Source organism: Blastococcus saxobsidens, assembly GCF_010682065.1.
In the GTDB taxonomy this organism is placed as follows: Bacteria; Actinomycetota; Actinomycetes; order Mycobacteriales; family Geodermatophilaceae; genus Blastococcus; species Blastococcus saxobsidens_B.
Genome location: NZ_JAAGWG010000024.1, coordinates 22,494 through 40,179 on the forward strand (window position 1 = coordinate 22,494; position 17,686 = coordinate 40,179).

24 protein-coding genes are annotated in these 17,686 nt (G+C 72.8%); 17 read left to right on the forward strand and 7 right to left on the reverse strand.

The window, feature by feature from the left end:
- Positions 1–6: 6 nt before the first annotated feature.
- The 4 genes from GCU60_RS14805 (at position 7) to serB (ending at position 4,558) form a co-directional block, all read left to right on the forward strand.
- Complete coding sequence (locus GCU60_RS14805) at positions 7–516, forward strand: metallophosphoesterase family protein (protein ID WP_345770614.1); 510 nt, start codon at positions 7–9, stop codon at positions 514–516.
- Entirely contained in the window at positions 513–1,376 is an 864-nt protein-coding gene (locus tag GCU60_RS14810; protein ID WP_345770615.1) for a methyltransferase domain-containing protein, read from the forward strand. The genes GCU60_RS14805 and GCU60_RS14810 overlap by 4 nt, the downstream gene beginning before the upstream one ends.
- A gap of 64 nt (positions 1,377–1,440) precedes the next feature.
- On the forward strand, positions 1,441–3,198 hold the full coding sequence (gene ctaD / locus GCU60_RS14815) for an aa3-type cytochrome oxidase subunit I (protein ID WP_163206546.1): 1,758 nt from the start codon (positions 1,441–1,443) through the stop codon (positions 3,196–3,198).
- 94 nt (positions 3,199–3,292) lie between these two features.
- Entirely contained in the window at positions 3,293–4,558 is a 1,266-nt protein-coding gene (gene serB, locus GCU60_RS14820) for a phosphoserine phosphatase SerB (RefSeq protein WP_163206548.1), read from the forward strand.
- Positions 4,559–4,671: 113 nt separating this feature from the next.
- Here serB and GCU60_RS14825 read toward each other — a convergent pair whose 3' ends face one another.
- On the reverse strand, positions 4,672–5,244 hold the full coding sequence (locus GCU60_RS14825; RefSeq protein ID WP_163206550.1) for an isochorismatase family protein: 573 nt from the start codon (positions 5,242–5,244) through the stop codon (positions 4,672–4,674).
- A 14-nt stretch (positions 5,245–5,258) separates the two neighbouring features.
- Positions 5,259–6,542 (reverse strand): nicotinate phosphoribosyltransferase, encoded by a 1,284-nt coding sequence (locus GCU60_RS14830; protein ID WP_163206552.1) that lies wholly within the window; start codon positions 6,540–6,542, stop codon positions 5,259–5,261.
- A 59-nt stretch (positions 6,543–6,601) separates the two neighbouring features.
- Here GCU60_RS14830 and clpS point away from each other — a divergent pair, with 59 nt between their 5' ends.
- Positions 6,602–6,898, forward strand: coding sequence for an ATP-dependent Clp protease adapter ClpS (clpS, locus tag GCU60_RS14835; RefSeq protein WP_163206554.1), 297 nt, complete (start codon positions 6,602–6,604; stop codon positions 6,896–6,898).
- 61 nt (positions 6,899–6,959) lie between these two features.
- Entirely contained in the window at positions 6,960–7,457 is a 498-nt protein-coding gene (locus tag GCU60_RS14840; protein ID WP_163206556.1) for a DUF2017 family protein, read from the forward strand.
- On the opposite strand, the gene GCU60_RS14845 is transcribed toward GCU60_RS14840, so the two are convergent.
- Complete coding sequence (locus GCU60_RS14845; protein ID WP_163206558.1) at positions 7,396–7,749, reverse strand: hypothetical protein; 354 nt, start codon at positions 7,747–7,749, stop codon at positions 7,396–7,398. The two genes, GCU60_RS14840 and GCU60_RS14845, sit on opposite strands and share 62 nt — an antisense overlap.
- A gap of 105 nt (positions 7,750–7,854) precedes the next feature.
- On the opposite strand from GCU60_RS14845, the gene GCU60_RS14850 reads away from it, so the two are divergent.
- The 7 genes from GCU60_RS14850 (at position 7,855) to GCU60_RS14880 (ending at position 13,138) form a co-directional block, all read left to right on the forward strand.
- On the forward strand, positions 7,855–8,340 hold the full coding sequence (locus GCU60_RS14850) for a Mov34/MPN/PAD-1 family protein (protein ID WP_163206560.1): 486 nt from the start codon (positions 7,855–7,857) through the stop codon (positions 8,338–8,340).
- A gap of 167 nt (positions 8,341–8,507) precedes the next feature.
- Entirely contained in the window at positions 8,508–8,786 is a 279-nt protein-coding gene (locus GCU60_RS14855) for a MoaD/ThiS family protein (RefSeq protein WP_104528681.1), read from the forward strand.
- Between the two features lie 49 nt (positions 8,787–8,835).
- Positions 8,836–9,786, forward strand: a complete 951-nt coding sequence (locus tag GCU60_RS14860) for a PLP-dependent cysteine synthase family protein (protein WP_163206562.1) — start codon at positions 8,836–8,838, stop codon at positions 9,784–9,786.
- A 114-nt stretch (positions 9,787–9,900) separates the two neighbouring features.
- Positions 9,901–10,734: a glutamate racemase gene (gene murI, locus GCU60_RS14865; RefSeq protein WP_163206564.1), complete on the forward strand. Its 834-nt coding sequence runs from the start codon at positions 9,901–9,903 to the stop codon at positions 10,732–10,734.
- Positions 10,731–11,474: an MBL fold metallo-hydrolase gene (locus GCU60_RS14870; RefSeq protein WP_163206566.1), complete on the forward strand. Its 744-nt coding sequence runs from the start codon at positions 10,731–10,733 to the stop codon at positions 11,472–11,474. Before murI ends, GCU60_RS14870 begins: the two co-directional genes overlap by 4 nt.
- 71 nt (positions 11,475–11,545) lie before the next feature.
- Positions 11,546–12,499: a DNA polymerase domain-containing protein gene (locus GCU60_RS14875; protein ID WP_345770616.1), complete on the forward strand. Its 954-nt coding sequence runs from the start codon at positions 11,546–11,548 to the stop codon at positions 12,497–12,499.
- A 156-nt stretch (positions 12,500–12,655) separates the two neighbouring features.
- Positions 12,656–13,138 (forward strand): DUF4262 domain-containing protein, encoded by a 483-nt coding sequence (locus GCU60_RS14880; protein ID WP_163206569.1) that lies wholly within the window; start codon positions 12,656–12,658, stop codon positions 13,136–13,138.
- Between the two features lie 2 nt (positions 13,139–13,140).
- On the opposite strand, the gene bcp is transcribed toward GCU60_RS14880, so the two are convergent.
- The 3 genes from bcp to GCU60_RS14895 form a co-directional block, all read right to left on the reverse strand.
- On the reverse strand, positions 13,141–13,629 hold the full coding sequence (bcp, locus tag GCU60_RS14885; protein WP_163206571.1) for a thioredoxin-dependent thiol peroxidase: 489 nt from the start codon (positions 13,627–13,629) through the stop codon (positions 13,141–13,143).
- A gap of 83 nt (positions 13,630–13,712) precedes the next feature.
- The gene (locus GCU60_RS14890) at positions 13,713–14,117 is read right to left on the reverse strand and encodes a YjbQ family protein (RefSeq protein WP_163206573.1); all 405 of its coding nucleotides are present in this window, start codon (positions 14,115–14,117) and stop codon (positions 13,713–13,715) included.
- A 70-nt stretch (positions 14,118–14,187) separates the two neighbouring features.
- Positions 14,188–14,955 (reverse strand): potassium channel family protein, encoded by a 768-nt coding sequence (locus GCU60_RS14895; RefSeq protein WP_163206575.1) that lies wholly within the window; start codon positions 14,953–14,955, stop codon positions 14,188–14,190.
- 72 nt (positions 14,956–15,027) lie between these two features.
- Here GCU60_RS14895 and rph point away from each other — a divergent pair, with 72 nt between their 5' ends.
- Together rph and rdgB are read left to right on the forward strand one after the other, a co-directional pair.
- Positions 15,028–15,765 (forward strand): ribonuclease PH, encoded by a 738-nt coding sequence (gene rph / locus GCU60_RS14900; protein WP_163206577.1) that lies wholly within the window; start codon positions 15,028–15,030, stop codon positions 15,763–15,765.
- Complete coding sequence (rdgB, locus tag GCU60_RS14905) at positions 15,762–16,373, forward strand: RdgB/HAM1 family non-canonical purine NTP pyrophosphatase (RefSeq protein WP_163206580.1); 612 nt, start codon at positions 15,762–15,764, stop codon at positions 16,371–16,373. Before rph ends, rdgB begins: the two co-directional genes overlap by 4 nt.
- Before the next feature lie 9 nt (positions 16,374–16,382).
- Here rdgB and GCU60_RS14910 read toward each other — a convergent pair whose 3' ends face one another.
- On the reverse strand, positions 16,383–16,601 hold the full coding sequence (locus GCU60_RS14910; RefSeq protein WP_163206582.1) for a hypothetical protein: 219 nt from the start codon (positions 16,599–16,601) through the stop codon (positions 16,383–16,385).
- Between the two features lie 125 nt (positions 16,602–16,726).
- Between GCU60_RS14910 and GCU60_RS14915 the strand changes: the two genes are divergently transcribed.
- Positions 16,727–17,101 carry a hypothetical protein gene (locus GCU60_RS14915; RefSeq protein WP_163206584.1) on the forward strand — a complete coding sequence of 125 codons (375 nt, stop codon included), beginning with the start codon at positions 16,727–16,729 and terminating at the stop codon, positions 17,099–17,101.
- 43 nt (positions 17,102–17,144) lie between these two features.
- A complete protein-coding gene (locus tag GCU60_RS14920) occupies positions 17,145–17,660 on the forward strand; it encodes a DUF664 domain-containing protein (RefSeq protein ID WP_163206586.1) in 516 nt (171 codons plus the stop codon).
- The last annotated feature ends 26 nt before the right edge of the window (positions 17,661–17,686 follow it).

Sequence of the window (17,686 nt, forward strand, 5' to 3'; positions counted from 1 at the left end):
GTCGTCGTGCCTGTTTCGATGGTGTTCACCTCCGACACGCACGTACCGAAGCGGGCGCGTGACCTACCTCATGCCCTGTGGGGTGAGATCGAGGTCGCGGACCTCGTCGTGCACGCCGGGGACTGGGTGGACGTCGCGCTGCTGGACCAGCTGGAGCGGCGCGCCCGGCGGCTCGAGGCGGTGTACGGCAACAACGACCACGGGGCACTGCGGGAGCGGCTCCCGGAGATCGCCCGGTTCGAGGTCGAGGGACTGCGCTTCGCCGTGGTGCACGAGACCGGGGACGCCAAGGGGCGCGAGGCGCGGTGCGCTGCCCGCTTCCCGGACGCCGACGTCCTGGTGTTCGGGCACAGCCACATCCCCTGGGACACCACCGCCGGCTCCGGGCTGCGGCTGCTGAACCCCGGTTCGCCGACCGACCGGCGTCGTCAGCCGCACGGCACCTACGTCACCGCCGTCGCCGACGACGGACGGCTGCGCGACCTGACTTTCCACGCCGTCCCGCCGCGTCGGTGAGCGCCCCGCCGCTGGACCCGCGGGCAGTCGGGCTGCTGGCCTGCCAGGTGTGCGGGGCGTCCTTCTCGCCGGAGGGCGACGGGGCGGGGGTGCGGTGCGCCGCCGGGCATCGGGTGGACCGCGCGCGTCAGGGTCACCTCTCCCTGCTGCCCCCGGGCCGCCGCCCGCCGGCCGGCGACTCGGCGGAGATGGTCGCCGACCGGGTGGCCTTCCTCTCGGCCGGCCACTACGACGGGCTGAGCTCGGCGCTGCGCGCAGCCGTCGCCCCGCCCGACGCCGCCCCGCCGGCCGCGCTGCTCGACCTGGGCGGCGGTACCGGCCACCACCTGGCCCGGCTGCTGGACGACCTGCCCGAGGCCGTGGGGGTGGTGCTCGACGCGTCTCCCTATGCCGCCCGCCGGGCCGCTCGCGCCCATCCGCGCGCTCTCGCCGTGGTCGCGGACGCCTGGGCGCGGCTGCCGGTGCTCGACGGCGTCGCCGACCGGGTGCTCGTGGTCTTCGCCCCGCGGAACGGACCCGAGATCGCCCGCGTGCTCCGCCCCGGGGGGCGGCTGGTGGTGGTGACGCCGGCGCCCGACCACCTCGCCGAGATCGTCGGCCCCCTCGGGCTGCTGCGGGTGGACCCCGACAAGGCCGAGCGGCTGGCCGCCACGCTGGAGCCGCACCTGACCCGCGGAACCGCCTCCGCGCACCGGTGGACGGTGGCGCTGGAGCGTGCCGACATCGCCACCCTGGTCGGGATGGGACCGCACGCCCGCCACCTGACGACGGCCGGTCTGGCGGCCGCGCTGGCTCGTCTACCTGCGTCGACGCGGCTCACGATCTCGGTCGACGTGGCCACCTACGCGCGGGCCCGGTGATCGTTCCGCCACGCCCGCCACGCCCGTCCTGAGCCGACGGCCGGCACGGTCTAAGCTGCGACCCGTGACGATTGCACCGGCGCCCATCGTGAGTCGGCCGAGCCCGGCTCATGTGGTCGAGAAGGGGTCGCGGCTGTCGAATCTGCTGCGGACCACCGACCACAAGACCATCGGTCTGATGTACATGACGACGTCGTTCGTGTACTTCATCCTGGGCGGGCTTATGGCCATGCTCATGCGCGGGGAGCTGGGCCGTCCGGGCCTGCAGTTCCTCTCGCCCGAGCAGTACAACCAGCTGGTCACCATGCACGGCACGGTCATGTTGCTGATGTTCGCGACGCCGCTGTTCTTCGCGTTCGCGAACCTGATCATGCCGCTGCAGATCGGTGCGCCCGACGTCGCCTTCCCGCGGCTGAACGCGTTCTCGTTCTGGCTGTTCTTCTTCGGCAGCCTGATCGCGGTGTCAGGCTTCCTGACGCCGGGTGGCGCCGCCGATTTCGGCTGGTACGCCTACGCACCGCTGTCCAACGGCGTGCACTCGCCCGGCCCTGGGGCGAGCCTGTGGTTCGCCGGCCTGGCCGTCAGCGGTCTGGGCACGATCCTCGGAGCGGTCAACTTCATCGCCACGATCGTCTGCCTCCGGGCGCCGGGCATGACGCTGTTCCGGATGCCGATCTTCGTCTGGAACACGCTGATCACCAGCGTGCTCGTCCTCTTCGCGTTCCCGATCCTGACCGCCGCGATCTTCGGCATGCTGGCCGACCGTCACCTCGGCGCCCTCATCTTCTCGGATGAGAATGGCGGGCCCATGCTGTGGCAGCACCTGTTCTGGTTCTTCGGGCACCCCGAGGTCTACATCATCGCGCTGCCGTTCTTCGGCATCATCACCGAGATCATCCCGGTCTTCTCCCGCAAGCCACTGTTCGGCTACAAGGGCATGGTCTTCGCGACCTGCTCCATCGCTGCGCTCTCCGTCGCCGTGTGGGCGCACCACATGTACGCCACCGGCGCGGTGCTGCTGCCGTTCTTCGCCTTCCTGACGTACCTGATCGCCGTGCCCACCGGCATCAAGTTCTTCAACTGGATCGGCACCATGTGGCGCGGGCAGCTCACCTTCGAGACGCCCATGCTGTTCGCCGTCGGGTTCCTGGTCACCTTCCTCCTCGGCGGTCTCACCGGCGTGCTGCTGGCCAGCCCGCCGCTGGACTGGCAGCTCAACGACAGCTACTTCGTCGTCGCGCACTTCCACTACGTGGTCTTCGGCACCGTCGTCTTCGCCGCCTACGCCGGCATCTACTTCTGGTTCCCGAAGATGTGCGGCCGGATGATGGACGAGCGACTGGGCAAGCTGCAGTTCTGGCTGACCTTCATCGGCTTCCACGGCACGTTCCTCGTGCAGCACTGGGTCGGGTCCCAGGGCATGCCGCGCAGGTACGTGGACTACCTCGCGACCGACAACTTCACGACCCTGAACATGATTTCGACGATCTTCTCGTTCGTCCTCGGCGCCTCGGTCATCCCGTTCATCTACAACGTGGTGAAGTCCTGGAAGTACGGGAAGCTCGCACTCCGTGACGATCCGTGGGGCCACGGCAACTCTCTGGAGTGGGCGACGTCGTCCCCGCCGCCGCGGCACAATTTCGTGGAGATCCCGAAGATCCGGTCGGAACGTCCGGCGTTCGAGGCGCACTACCCGCACCTCATCGAGCGGCTGCAGGACGAGGCGCACGCCGGCAAGCGGCACGCGCCCTACGCCGGTGTCAGCGAGCTCGGTGGGACCGCCGGTCGCCGGCAGGGTCCGAACGACCCCGACCCGACCTGATCGCCGAGTTCCGGCGCTGATCGGCAGAGGCCCAGAACCGTTCCGGTTCTGGGCCTCTCCCGTCGTGCGAGGAGCGGTCAGGCACGATGGCGCCGTGTCGCCCGACCCCACGCCCCGCCAGCCGTCGGCCCTCGGAGCCGGGACGGCGCGCGCCGTGCTCACCGTCACCGGCGCCGACCGTCCCGGGGTGACCGCGCAGCTGTTCGGCGCGCTGTCCGCGGTCACCGACGACAGCCCCGTGGTGGAGGTCCTCGACGTCGAGCAGGTGGTCGTGCACGGGCACCTGGTCCTCGGCGTGGTCGTGGGGGCGCTGGCCGCCGACGGTCGCCCGCCGGTGGGAGAAGCGGCCCTGCTGGGCCACCTGGCACGCGTGGCCGGTGAGGTGGAGTCCGCGGTGGGGGTCCAGGTGACGGTGGAGTCGGCCGGTGGAGCCGCACCCGCACCGGTCCCGGTGGGGCGGCCGCACCATGTGATCGTGCTGGGCCGGCCGGTCCCGCCCGAGGCCGTGGCCGGTGCGGCCCGCGCCGTCGCCGGCATCGGCGGCAACATCGACGCGATCCGTCGGCTGTCGGACTACCCGGTCACCAGCTTCGAGCTCACCGTCTCCGGGGCCGAGTCGACCGCCCTGCGCACCGCACTGGGGTCCGTGGCCGCCTCGACCGGGGCCGACATCGCCGTCGAGCAGGTGGGGGTGGCCCGGCGCAGCAAGCGGCTGATCGTGCTGGACGTCGACTCGACCCTGGTGCGGGGCGAGGTCATCGACGAGCTGGCGGCCCGTGCGGGGCGGGCGGCGGAGGTCGCCCGCATCACCGCCGCGGCGATGAACGGTGAGCTGGACTTCGCCGAGTCGCTCCGCGCCCGGGTCGCGGTGCTGGCCGGCCTGCCCGAGGAGGTCCTGGACGAGGTGCGCGAGCACCTGGTGCTGACCCCGGGGGCGCGCACCCTGATCCGGACGCTCCAACGGCTCGGCTTCCGGTGCGGCATCGTCAGCGGCGGCTTCACCCAGATCACCGACCCGCTGGCCGAGAGCCTGGGCCTGGACTTCGCGGCGGCCAACACGCTGGAGGTCGTCGACGGGCGGCTCACCGGTGGCCTGGTGGGAGAGATCGTCGACCGGCCGGGGAAGGCGCGGGCGCTGGCCCGGTTCGCCGAGCAGTACGGCATCCCGCTGGACCAGACGGTGGCCGTCGGCGACGGCGCGAACGACCTGGACATGCTCAACACCGCGGGCCTGGGCATCGCCTTCAACGCCAAGCCGTTCGTGCGCGAGCAGGCGCACACCGCGCTCAACCAGCCCTACCTGGACGCCGTCCTGCAGGTCCTGGGCTTCACCCGCGACGAGGTCATCGACGCGGTGTGATCTGTGTGATCCGTCGTCCTCCGGACGACACCGCGGCCAGGTGCCGTCCCCCGACCGATGAGCCGCTTCGTCACGCCTGCGCGGGGCCCTTCGGGCCCCACTCGGCGTGATCCCTAGCCTCGAGTGCCGTGCACCGTGCCTTGCATCTCGACGCCGGCCGTCCGCAGCTGGTCCAGGGCGGCCTCGACCGTGGCCTCGGCGACGCCGGCGGTGAGCGGCAGCAGCACCCGGGTGGCGAAGCCGTGGGCGACGGCGTCCAGCGCGGTGGCCCGCACGCAGTGGTCGGTGGCGATGCCGACGACGTCCACGGCGTCCACCTCGCGGGCCCGCAGCCAGTCGGCGAGCGACGTGCCGTCCGACGTGCCCTCGAACCCGGAGTAGGCGGCGGCGTACTCGCCCTTGTCGAACACCGCCTCGATCGGGCCGCGGTCCAGCGCCGGGTGCAGCTCCACCCCGTCGGTGCCGACGACGCAGTGCGCCGGCCACGTCTCGACGAAATCCGGTGCCTGCGCGAAGTGCCGGCCCGGGTCGATGTGGTGGTCGCGGGTGGCCACGACGTGGTCGTAGCCGGCCGTGCGCACGTGCTCGGTGACGGCGGCTGCGACGGCCGTGCCTCCGGCCACCGCGAGGCTCCCGCCCTCGCAAAAGTCGTTCTGGACGTCGACGACGATCAGCGCGCGTGACATGGCGGTCCTCCGGCTCAGGTGGTCAGGGTCTCGAGGGCGGGCTCGCCGCGGGACAGCGCCCACGCCTCTGCGGGAAGGGCGTGGCGCACCCGGGCGTGGTGCTCCCTGGCGGTGCGCAGCGCATCGGCGGGGGAGGCGGGCGCGCACAGCTCGCCGGCGCGCACCAGCGGGACCACGAGGTCACGGTCACCGCTGCGCGGCTCGATCGGCGCGCTGCTCACCACCTCCGCGGTCGCGGTGCCGTCGGCGGCGTGCCGGCGGACCGCGGACTTCCGCCCGCCGACGGAGTTCTTGCCCTCCGACCGCTTGGCCACCGGCACGCCGTCCCGTTCGACGAGCTTGTAGACCATCCCGGCCGTCGGCGCCCCCGAACCGGTCACCAGGGAGGTGCCCACGCCGTAGCCGTCGACCGGCGCGGCCATGAGCCCGGCGATGGCGTACTCGTCCAGGTCGCTGGTCACGATGACCCGGGTCCTCCTCGCGCCCAGGGAGTCCAGCAGCTCCCGGGCGCGGGCGGCCAGGGTCGGCAGGTCACCGGAGTCCAGCCGGATGCCACCGAGCTCCGGGCCGGCCACCTCGACGGCGGTGCGGATCCCCTGCTCCACGTCGTAGGTGTCGACGAGCAGGGTGGTGCCCACGCCGAGGGTGTCGATCTGGGCGCGGAACGCGGCCCGCTCGTCGTCGTGCAGCAGGGTGAACGCGTGCGCGCTGGTGCCGGTGGTGGGGACGCCGTACCGGCGACCGGCCTCCAGGTTGGAGCTGGCGCCGAAGCCGACCAGGTGGGCGGCGCGCGCCGCGGCCACCGCGGCCTCCTCGTGCGTGCGGCGGGAGCCCATCTCGATGCACGGCCGCTCGCACGCGGCGGCCACCATGCGCGCCGCCGCCGACGCGATCGCCGAGTCGTGGTTGAGGATCGACAGCGCCAGGGTCTCCAGCAGCACCCCCTCCGCGAAGGAGGCCCGCACCGTGAGCACGGGGGAGCCGGGGAAGAAGAGCTCGCCCTCGGCGTAGCCGTCGATGTCGCCGGAGAACCGGAAGTCGGCCAGCCAGCCCAGGAGCCGCTCGTCGGTCAGACCCTGCGCGCGCAGCGCGGTGAGCTCCCCGTCGCCGAAGCGGAAGCCGGGTAGCGCCTCCAGGAGCCGCCCGGTGCCGGCCAGCACGCCGTAGCGGCGGCCGTGGGGGAGCCGGCGGGCGAAGACCTCGAACACGCAGTCCCGGGCCGCGGTGCCGTCGGCGAGCGCGGCTGCCAGCATCGTCAGCTCGTAGCGGTCGGTGAGCAGCGCGGTAGCCGTCGGCATGGAACCGGAGCGTAGGCGGGCCGCCGTGCGCGGGCAGCGCCGCACCTTAAGCTGGACCCGTGGCCGGACCCATGGCGCCGACATGGACGCCCGAGAGCACCGTCGAGGAGCGCAGCGACCTCGACCGTCCGTGGGTGACGATCGTCTGGGACGACCCGGTGAACCTCATGACCTACGTGACCTTCGTGCTGCAGGAGCTGTTCGGCTACGACGAGCCGACGGCGACCGCGCTCATGCTCGAGGTGCACCACGAAGGCCGCGCCATCGTCAGCTCCGGGCCGCGCGAGCGGATGGAGCACGACACCAGCCGGCTGCACGCCTACGGGCTGTGGGCCACGTACCAGATGGACTCATGACGCGGCAGCCGAGCGGGGTGCGGTGGGGAGCCGAGACGGCGGTTGCCGGCGGAGGAGGGTCATGAAGCCGTTCCGTGCCCGCGGGGGCCGGCTGGTCGCCCGTCTGGACCGCGCCGAGGCGGGCATCGTCGGGCTGCTGCTGGACCAGCTGGAGCAGCTGCTGGCCGCCGACGCCACCGATGTCGCCGACGACCCCGTGCTGGGGCGGCTGTTCCCGGCCGGGCACCGCTCCGACCGCGACATCGCCGAGGACTACCGGGGCCTGACCGAGGAGTCGTTGCGCAGCGGCAAGGCCGACGACCTGGCCATGGTGCGGGCCACGCTGCCGGCCGACGGGGGAGAGGTGCGGCTGGACACCGACCAGGCCGGCGCCTGGCTGCGCACCAGCAACGACCTGCGGCTGGCGCTGGGCACGCGGCTGGACATCGGCGAGGACACCGAACCGCCGGAGGAGATCGTCGACGAGGCCGACCACCAGCTGGCGGTCTACTACTGGCTCACCGCCGTGCAGGGCTCGCTCGTCGACGCACTGGTCGCCGCTCGAGCCGGCCGAAGGTGAGCAGGGCCAGCGCGGCCATCAGCAGGTCGAGGACGAACAGCACGTAGACCATGCCGTGCAGCTCGACGCCCACGACCAGGGCGCCGATCGTCGACAGCAGCACCACGGCCGAGACGACCAGCAGCAGCAGCAGGAGCAGCGAGCGCAGCAGCACGATCGTGACGACCGAGGCGCGGTCGCCCGGTTCCGCGGCGTTGTACCCGCGGTGCCGGAAGAGCCCCTTGCCCCCGAGGACGAGGGCGGGCAGCGCCAGCAGCACGACGCCGGCGATCAGCAACGAGGGGACCCACACGACGGCGACCGTATCGCTCGTCGCCGCTCGGCCCTGATGCAGGGACCCGGCCGCGAGCTTGCGAGGGGTCGGGGGGCAGCAGGGTCCTTCTACTAGACTGGCGGCGTGCTGCGCATCGACCGCGCGACCTACGACGCCATCGTGGCCCACGCCCGGAAGGACCACCCGGACGAGGCCTGTGGCGTCGTCGCCGGTCCCGAGGGAACCGATCGCCCCGAGCGCATCGTCCCGATGCTGAACGCGGCGCGCTCGCCGACGTTCTACGAGTTCGACAGCGGCGACCTGCTGGCCCTCTACCGCGACCTGGACGACCGGGATGAGTGGGCCGTGGTCGTCTACCACTCGCACACCGCCACCGAGGCCTACCCGTCGCGGACCGACGTCGGTTACGCCTCCGGCCCGGCCGCGGACCCGCGCACCCACTACGTCCTGGTGTCGACGCGCCACCACGGGCCGGAGACCGGTCTGGCCGGCGACGACGTCGAGTTCCGCAGCTACCGCATCGTCGACGGGGAGGTGTCGGAGGAGGAGGTCGAGATCGTCGAGACCCACCTGTTCGGGCACTCGCCGACGACAGTCGTCTACGACTGAAGAAGCAGAAGGACCCCGTCCTCCCCGCCCCTCGCACGCTCGGGGCGGTGCCCTGGACGGGGCCACCCGCGGAATGACCCGTCATGCGCGGGCGTTGCCCGGTCAGACGCACCACCGCTGCCTTCCGCAGCGCCCCCTCCATCCCACGTCCCGAGGAGAAGCACGCCATGGCCATCGAGGTCCGGATCCCGACCATCCTGCGCACCCACACCGGCGGCAACAAGACCGTCGAGGGCAGCGGGGACACCCTGGCCGCGCTGATCGACGACCTGGACAGCAAGCACTCGGGTCTGAAGAACCGCCTCGTCACCGAGGAGGGCAAGCTGCACCGCTTCGTCAACGTCTACGTCAACGACGAGGACGTGCGCTTCACCGGCGCGCTGGACACGCAGGTCAAGGACGGCGACTCGGTGACGATCCTCCCGGCGGTCGCGGGCGGCTGCTGAGCGGTCCCGCTCGCACCGACCCCGTCCTCCTCGTCCCGGAAGAGTTCTCATGGCCCGCTTCGCCTCCCTCGTCGACTCGCTCGGCGGCACCCCCCTCGTGGGGCTGCCGAACCTGTCGCCGACCTCCGACGTGCGCCTGTGGGCCAAGCTCGAGGACCACAACCCGACCGGGTCGATCAAGGACCGCGCCGCGATCAAGATGATCGAGGCGGCCGAGAAGGAGGGCCTGCTCCACCCCGGGTCAACCATCCTGGAGCCGACCAGCGGCAACACCGGGATCTCGCTGGCCATGGTGGCCCGCCAGCGCGGTTACCGGCTGATCTGCGTGATGCCGGAGAACACCTCGGTGGAGCGCCGGCAGCTGCTGGAGATGTACGGGGCGAAGATCATTCCCTCGCCCGCGGCCGGCGGTTCGAACCAGGCCGTCGCGATGGCCAAGGAGCTCGCCGCCGAGCACGACGACTGGGTGATGCTCTACCAGTACGGCAACCCGGCGAACGCCCAGGCGCACTACGAGGGCACGGGGCCGGAGATCGTGGCCGACCTGCCGTCGATCACCCACTTCGTGGCCGGTCTCGGCACGACCGGCACGCTCATGGGCGTCTCCCGGTACCTTCGCGAGCACAAGCCGGGCGTGCAGGTGATCGCCGCGGAGCCGCGCTACGGCGAGCTGGTCTACGGGCTGCGCAACATCGACGAGGGCTTCATCCCCGAGCTCTACGACGCCTCGCTGCTGGACTCCCGGTTCTCCGTGGGCCCCGACGACGCCATCCACCGCACCCGCCAGCTGGTGGAGCGCGAAGGCATCTTCGCCGGTATCTCCACCGGTGCGATCCTGCACGCCGCCCTCGGCATCGCCGACAAGGAGGTGGCGGCCGGCCGCAAGGCCGACATCGTCTTCATCGTCTGCGACGGCGGCTGGAAGTACCTCTCCACCGGCGCCTATGCGGGCACCCTGGAGGAGGCCACCTCCGCGCTCGAGGGCCAGCTCTGGGCCTGAGGGAGGACCCCCTCGCCGCCACCGGCCGCATCTTCGCGCCGGATCCCTCCGAGGGGGCCGTTCGTTCCCGCCACCACGCGGCCGTCGGAGGCGACGGCTAGCCTGACCGGCGACATGGGGACGACGGCAGCCGGGCGCGGAGCAGACGCGCCGATCGGCATCTTCGACTCGGGCGTCGGTGGGCTCACCGTCGCCCGCGCCGTGCTGGACCAGTTGCCGAACGAGGCGGTCCGCTACATCGGCGACACCGCGAACGGCCCCTACGGTCCGCTGCCCATCGCCGAGGTGCGCCGGCACTCGCTGGCGGTCATGGACGAGCTGGTCGACAGCGGCGTGAAGATGCTCGTCGTCGCGTGCAACTCGGCGAGCGCGGCCTCGCTGCGCGACGCGCGGGAGCGCTACGACGTGCCGATGGTCGAGGTGGTGCTCCCCGCCGTCCGCCGGGCGATCGCGGCCTCCCGCAGCGGCCGCATCGGCGTCATCGGCACGCAGGCCACCGTCACCAGCGGCGCCTACGACGACGCGTTCGCCGCCGCTCCGCAGGTCGCCGTCACCTCCGCGGCCTGCCCGAGCTTCGTCGACTTCGTGGAGCGGGGCGTCACCAGCGGGCGCCAGCTCGTCGGCCTGGCGCAGTCCTACCTCGACCCGCTGCTCGCCGCCGGTGTCGACACCGTCGTCCTGGGCTGCACGCACTACCCCCTGCTCACCGGCGTGATCTCGCTGGTGATGGGCGACGACGTCACGCTCGTGTCGAGCGCCGAGGAGACGGCCAAGGACGTGTACCGGGTGCTCACCACCGCGGACCTGCTGCGCGAAGAGACCGCCCCGCCGCCGGTGCACGCGTTCCTGGCCACCGGGGACCCCGAGCCGTTCGCCCGGCTCGGTCGGCGGTTCCTCGGGCCCGAGATCGGCTCGGTGCTGCAGGCGGGAACGGTGGGTGCCGCGTGAAGCTGACCGTCATCGGCTGCTGCGGCAGCGGCCCGGGCCCCGACTCCCCGGCGTCCTGCTACCTGGTGGAGCACAAGGGCTTCCGGCTGCTGCTGGACCTGGGCAACGGCGCCTTCGGGGCGCTGCAGGGGGTCGTCGACCCCGGATCGCTGGACGCTGTCTTCCTCTCCCACCTGCACGCCGACCACTGCCTGGACGTGGCGCCGCTCGTCGTCTGGCACCGCTACTCGGGTCGCTCCCGCCGGTCGCTGGTGCCGCTGTACGCACCGGTCGGCGCCGAGCGACGCCTGGCGCTGGCCTACGACATGGACGGCGACGGGCTGACCGACGTCTTCGACTTCGTCCCGGTGGGCCCCGGAGCCCTGCGGATCGGCCCCTTCGAGGTCGAGCTGGCGCGCACGGCGCACCCCGTCGAGTGCTACGCCATCCGGCTCACCGCCGGCGGGCGGTCCCTCGTCTACACCGGCGACACCGGCCCCAGCGACCGGGTGGTGGAGCTGGCGCACGGCGCCGACGTCCTGCTGGCCGAGGCCGCGCACCCCGACAACGCGCCCGAACAGCCGCCGGGGCTGCACCTGACCGGGCGGCAGGCCGCCCAGCACGCGGCCGCGGCGGGCGTCGGGCGGCTGCTGCTGACGCACGTGCCGGCCTGGGTCGACCACATCGGCCAGCTCTTCGCCGCCAGCTCCGTCTTCTCCGAGACCGAACTGGTGCAGCCGGGCGGGGTCTACGAGATCTGAAGGAGGACCTTCCTGCCCCCCTGCAGGAGGGCCGCTTGCCATGCGTCGGTCCGGGCGGCAGCGTGCACCTGGTGAGCGATGAGGAACGCGACGGCGTCGCGCTGAGCAGCCTGGACGCAGCCCTGGGCGACGGGCTGGACGTGCCCAAGCGCGCGCTCGTCGACCACTTCGACGCCGTCGCCGACCGGTTGGTCCCGCTGCTGGCGGGCCGGCCGCTGTCGGTGAAGCGGGTCCGGCCCGGCCAGCCGCCGTTTATGCAGCGCAACGTCAGCAAGGGCGCGCCCGAGTGGGTCCGCACCGTGCCGGTCTGGTCGGAGGGGTCGCACCGGGAGATCCACCAGGTGCTGTGCGACGACCGTCGCACCCTGCTCTGGCTGGGCAACCAGCGCGCCGTCGAGCTGCACGTCCCGTTCCACGTCGCCGGGTCCGCCGAGCCCACCGGACTGGTGCTGGACCTCGACCCGCCGGAGGGCGCGGACTTCCCCGTGGTCGTCGCCGCGGCGCGGTTGGTGCGCCGCGCACTGGAGGAGGCCGGGCTGGGCGGAGCGGTGAAGACCAGCGGGTCCAAGGGGCTGCACGTCGCCGTCCCGGTGCACGGTTCGCCACCGGAGGACGTCGCGGCAGCCACCCGGGCGCTGGCCGTGCGCACCGCCGCCCTCGCCCCCGAGCTGGCGACCACCGCCTACCTGCTCGAGGACCGCGGTGGCCGTGTGTTCGTCGACTCCACCCGGTCGGGGCAGGGCACCATCGTCGCCGCCTACAGCCCGCGCATCCGCCCGGGTCTGCCGGTCTCCTTCCCGGTGGCCTGGGACGACCTGGACGACGTCCGGCCCGGCGACTTCACGGTGGCGACGGCTGCGGGGCTGCTGGGGGACCGGGACCCGTGGGCCGAGGCGCTGCCGTCCCCGCAGCGGCTGCCCGAGGAACTGGTGAACCAGGGGCACACCATCCCGGTCGCCCGCGTGCAGGCGATGCACGAGGGCAAGCGGCGAAAGCGTGCTCGAGAGGCCGCCGAGGAGGTCTGACCAGGCCGATCCGACGCGAGCGAGGTCCGCACGACTGCGGTGGGCGTCTCGTGCGTCGGACGGGTCCGAGCGGCCCCCGTCCCCAACGGAGGTGCCCGTCCACAGGTCGCGCCGGTGGCTCGCCGGTCGTCGGTACCCGGGAGCACGCTCTCGGGCATGACCGATCCACGGACGATCGCCTGGCTGGACCAGGAGGACGCCCACCTCACCAGGACCATCCGTGCCCACCAGTGGGCGGTGCAGTACGTCGGGGCCGGCGAGGACCCCGGCGAGCCGCCGTTCGGCTACACAGTCGGGCTGTACGGCCTCGGCCACCCCGAACTCGTGGTCGTCGGACTGGAGGCGGGCGCGGCGCACGACATCCTGGGCCGCCTGGCCGGTGAGGTCCGCGACGGTCGCGACCTGGTGCCCGGGGAGCTCGTCCGCTGGCCCGACTGGCCGGAGCTCCGGCTCACCGTCGAGGTGCTGCCGAACCCGGGTGACGTGGTGCTCGTGGCCAACCGGTTCTACCGGCGGCCCGTGGAGTACTCCGTGCCGGCCCACCAGCTCACCTGGGCCGTCCCGGGCCACGACTTCCCGTGGGAGGGGCAGGAGATCGAGCCGGACGTGCAGCCCCGGCCGGGGACCTGGCGGGCGTGACCTCAGTCCAGGCCGAGGTCGCGCCGCAGCTTGGCCACGTGCCCCGTTGCCTTCACGTTGTAGGAGGCGCGCTCGATGCGGCTCTCGGCGTCGATGACGAAGGTCGACCGGATGACACCGACGACCTCCTTGCCGTACAGCTTCTTGGTGCCGTACGCGCCGTAGGCCCGCATCACCTGCTTGTCCGGGTCGGACACCAGGGTGATGGCGAGCTTCTCCTTGTCCAGGAAGCGGAGCAGCTTGTCCACCGGGTCGGGGGAGATGCCGATGATGTCCAGCCCGGCCTGGGCCAGCTCGCCGGCTGCCGCGGTGAAGTCGACCGCCTGGGTGGTGCAGCCCGGCGTCATCGCTGCCGGGTAGCAGTAGACGATCACCCGGCGGCCGCGGTAGTCGGAGAGCGAGACCTGGTTGCCCTGGGCGTCGGGCAGCGTGAAGTCCGGCGCGGGGTCGCCGGCGGTGAGGCGGACGGGTGCGGCGTCGGTCTCGGTCATGGGCTGAATCCTGCCGTGTCCCCGGTGGGAGCCCGCAAGGGGGCGGCGATGATCGGGCGCGGCGGTCGACCGGCGAGGAACGGTCAACCGGCGAGGAAGGAGAAGCGCACCTGGCGCTGGTGGTTGTCGGTGTTGGTGTCGACCAGGCAGATCCGCTGCCAGGTGCCCAGCATCAGCCGCCCCTCCAGGACCGGCACGCTGGCGTGCGGCGGCACGAACGCCGGCAGCACGTGGTCGCGGCCGTGGCCAGGGCTGCCGTGCCGGTGGCGCCAGCGGTCGTCGCGGGGGAGGAGCTCGTCGAGCTGGGCGAGCAGGTCGTCGTCGCTGCCGGAGCCCGTCTCCAGGATGGCCAGCCCGGCGGTGGCGTGCGGCACGAACACGTGCAGCAGCCCGTCACCCTCCTGCCGCACGAAGTCGGCGCACTCCTCGGTGAGGTCGACGACGACGGGGACGGCACCGGTCCGGACGGCGCGCAGCTCCGATCTCATGCCCCGATCCTGCCCTCGGGGGCGGGACGACGGCACGCCGGCGGGTGCACGACCTCAGCCGGTCCGGCCCTCAGCCGGTCCGGTCCGCGCCGGCCCGTTCCGCGTCCGTGCGCTCGGCCACGAGCGCGCGCAGCCGCGCGACCTCCTCGGTGAGCGCCCGCAGGTCGCTGCGGGTGACCGACTCGGTCTCCTCGCCGATCTGCTGCACCCGCTCGACCAGCCAGGAGGCGAAGGTCGCCGTGATGACGCCGAGCAGGGCGATGCCGGTGAGCATCAGGCCGGCGGCGACCGCCCGTCCCTCGACGGTGACCGGGAAGCGGTCGCCGTAGCCGACCGTCGTGACGGTCGCGAAGGCCCACCAGATCGCATCCCCGAACCCGTCGATGTTCCCGTCGGGGTGCCCGCGCTCGGCGTCGAGGACGGCGAGCGCGGCGACGAACATGAGCAGGCCGGTGGCGCCCACGACGAACACCACCACGCGGCCGCGCAGCGACTGGCCGGCGTGCCGGTTCAGCGCGTGCAGCAGGGTCACCAGCCGAAGCAGTCGCAGCGGTCGGAGCAGCGGCAGGACGATGACCGCCAGGTCGACCAGGTTGGTGCGCACGAACGCCCGGCGGTGCCGGGCCAGGCCCAGGCGCACGAGGTAGTCGACGGCGAACCACGCCCAGGCCAGCCAGGTGACCCAGCGGCAGACGGTGGGCCACGGGGAGGCGAGGTCGGGGTCGATGATCGGCCACGCGTAAGCGGCCAGGAACAGGAGCGCCGCGGCGGTGAGGAACCCGCCGGTCACGCTCTCCCACCGGTGCAGACGCGGATTCTCCGGAGTCGTGGCGGACATGGCGAGCGACGCTAACGGACCCGGCGGCAGCCCCGCGGGAGGCCGGAGGCCCGCGCACTACCCTCGGGAGCCGTGACTCGCCCCGACGGCCGCACGGCCGACCAGCTCCGCCCGGTGACCATCACCCGCAACTGGCTCGACCACGCCGAGGGATCGGTGCTGGTGGAGTTCGGGCGCACGCGGGTGCTGTGCGCCGCCAGCGTCACCGAGGGGGTGCCGCGCTGGCGGAAGGGCTCGGGCCTGGGCTGGGTCACTGCCGAGTACTCGATGCTGCCGCGCGCCACCCACACCCGCAGCGACCGCGAGTCGGTGCGCGGCAAGATCGGTGGCCGGACGCACGAGATCAGCCGGCTCATCGGCCGCTCGCTGCGCGCCTCGATCGACCTGGGCGCCCTGGGGGAGAACAGCATCGCCATCGACTGCGACGTCCTGCAGGCCGACGGCGGCACGCGCACCGCGGCCATCACCGGTGCCTACGTGGCGCTGGCCGACGCCGTCTCCTGGCTGGGGGAGCGCGGGAAGCTGGCCAAGAAGGAGCCGCTCGTGCAGTCGGTCGCGGCCGTCAGCGTCGGTGTCATCGACGGCGAGCCGCGGCTGGACCTGGCCTACGAGGAGGACGTGCGCGCGGGCACCGACATGAACGTCGTCTGCACCGGGGACGGCGGCTTCGTCGAGGTGCAGGGCACCGCGGAAGGGGCGATCTTCGACCGGCCCACCCTGGACGCGCTGCTGGACCTGGCGGTCGCCGGGTGCGCCGACCTCACCCGGCTCCAGGTCAAGGCACTGTCCTCAGCCGCGGCGCATCGGTGACCACCCGGCTGCTGCTGGCGACCCGGAACGCCGGCAAGCTCGCCGAGCTCCAGCGGCTGCTGGAGAGCGCGGTGCCCGGCGTCGAGGTGGTGGGGCTGCGCGACGTCGAGGACTACCCCGAGGCGCCCGAGACCGGGGCGACCTTCGCGGAGAACGCGCTGCTCAAGGCCCGCGAGGCCGTCCGGTACACCGGGCTGCCCGCCGTGGCGGACGACTCGGGGATCACCGTGGACGCCCTGAACGGGATGCCGGGCGTGCTGTCGGCCCGCTGGTCGGGTCGGCACGGCGACGACGACGCCAACACCGCCCTGCTGCTGGGCCAGCTGGCCGACGTCCCGGACGGGCGTCGCGGGGCGGCCTTCGTCTGCGCGGCGGCACTGGTCACCCCGGACGGCACCGAGCGGGTGCTGGAACGGCAGTGGCGCGGCGCGGTGATCCGGGAGAAGCGGGGCGGCAACGGCTTCGGCTACGACCCCGTCTTCGTCCCGGAAGGGCTCGAGCTCACCTCCGCGGAGCTGACGTCGGCCGAGAAGGACGCGCGCAGCCACCGGGGCCAGGCGTTCGCCGCGCTGGTGCCGGTCCTGGCCGAGGTGCTGACCGCCCGCTGACCCGGCAGGTCAGCGGAAGCGGAAGCCCAGCCAGTCCAGCGAGTCCTCCTCCTCGGGCTCGGCGTGCCGGCCCGGCCGGACGAGCTGCTCCTGGGTCGCGACCTGGGTCTCGAACTCCGGCGCGCGGTGCCGTCCACGGGCCGGTGCTGCGGCGGTCGGGTGCACGACGGCGGCACGGACCATCGCGGCGGACAGCCAGGTGGCGTTGGGGGAGGCGCTGGAGGTCATGCGTCCTGATCGGTCCAGGGGCCGGTGATCCCGAGCATCGCGCGGTCGAGCCCACCCGACTGGGTGAACGCTGCGTGGTCGAAGGGTGGCTCAGCGCACACCGGCGCGCTCAGTAGCCTGCCGGCATGGAGCTCGTGCGCCTTCTCCTCGTCGTCGTCCACATCTTCGGTCTGTCGCTGATCATCGGGCCGTTCCTGTTCCAGGTGAGCCGCAAGGCGGACTTCGAGCCCCGGCTGATGCAGATCGGCGCGCTCGTGCAGCTGGCCTCGGGACTGGCGCTGGTCGGCGTCCGGGAGGCCGGCGACCTGCCCGTCGACCACGCCAAGATCGGCGTCAAGCTCGTGGTCACCGTGCTCGCCGTCGTCACCGTGTTCCTGGCCGCGCGCAAGCAGCGGGCCGCAGCCGCCGGGCAGGCCGACCCGAAGTCGCCGCTGCCGTTCTTCCACACCACCGGTGCGCTGGCCATCCTGAACGTCTTCATCGCCGTCCTCTGGACCTGATCACCGCTGACAACGTCCGCCGCCGGCGCTAGCGTCCGGCGGCGTGACCATCCCCGCACGCGTGCGACCGGCCGGCGACGGCGACGAGCGGACCCAGCTGCTGGGCTGGCTGAACCTGCAGCGGTCGCTGGTGCATCTCAAGTGCGAGGGGCTGGACGACGCCGCCGCCCACCAGCCGTTGGTGCCGACGTCCCCGCTGATGACGGTGGCCGGGCTGGTGTCGCACCTGCGGTGGGTGGAGCACTGCTGGTTCCAGGTGCTCTTCCTCGACCGGGACATGGCGGCCAACCCGCAGTTCGATGACGTGGCGGACGCCGACTTCCAGGTGGACGGGGTGCCGCTGGCCCAGCTGCTGGAGGAGTACGCCCGGGAGTGCGCGGCGTCCGAGGCGGTGGTCGCGGCTGCCGCTCTCGACGACCGCGGGCGCAATCGCGAGCACCGGGCCGACACGCTCACGCTGCGCTGGATCCTCGGGCACATGGTGGAGGAGGTCGCCCGACACGTCGGTCACCTCGACCTCCTGCGCGAGATGCTGGACGGCCGGAAGGGCTACTACTGAGCCCTGCGCGTGAGCGGGGCGCCGCG

Coding starts and splice junctions, on each gene's coding strand:
- GCU60_RS14825 (WP_163206550.1), bottom strand. CDS start 5,244: ATGTCACGCGCGCTGATCGTCGTCGACGTCCAGAACGACTTTTGCGAG.
- GCU60_RS14830 (WP_163206552.1), bottom strand. CDS start 6,542: ATGCCGACGGCTACCGCGCTGCTCACCGACCGCTACGAGCTGACGATG.
- GCU60_RS14840 (WP_163206556.1), top strand. CDS start 6,960: ATGAAGCCGTTCCGTGCCCGCGGGGGCCGGCTGGTCGCCCGTCTGGAC.
- GCU60_RS14855 (WP_104528681.1), top strand. CDS start 8,508: ATGGCCATCGAGGTCCGGATCCCGACCATCCTGCGCACCCACACCGGC.
- GCU60_RS14860 (WP_163206562.1), top strand. CDS start 8,836: ATGGCCCGCTTCGCCTCCCTCGTCGACTCGCTCGGCGGCACCCCCCTC.
- murI (WP_163206564.1), top strand. CDS start 9,901: ATGGGGACGACGGCAGCCGGGCGCGGAGCAGACGCGCCGATCGGCATC.
- GCU60_RS14880 (WP_163206569.1), top strand. CDS start 12,656: ATGACCGATCCACGGACGATCGCCTGGCTGGACCAGGAGGACGCCCAC.
- bcp (WP_163206571.1), bottom strand. CDS start 13,629: ATGACCGAGACCGACGCCGCACCCGTCCGCCTCACCGCCGGCGACCCC.
- GCU60_RS14890 (WP_163206573.1), bottom strand. CDS start 14,117: ATGAGATCGGAGCTGCGCGCCGTCCGGACCGGTGCCGTCCCCGTCGTC.
- GCU60_RS14895 (WP_163206575.1), bottom strand. CDS start 14,955: ATGTCCGCCACGACTCCGGAGAATCCGCGTCTGCACCGGTGGGAGAGC.
- GCU60_RS14910 (WP_163206582.1), bottom strand. CDS start 16,601: ATGACCTCCAGCGCCTCCCCCAACGCCACCTGGCTGTCCGCCGCGATG.
- GCU60_RS14915 (WP_163206584.1), top strand. CDS start 16,727: ATGGAGCTCGTGCGCCTTCTCCTCGTCGTCGTCCACATCTTCGGTCTG.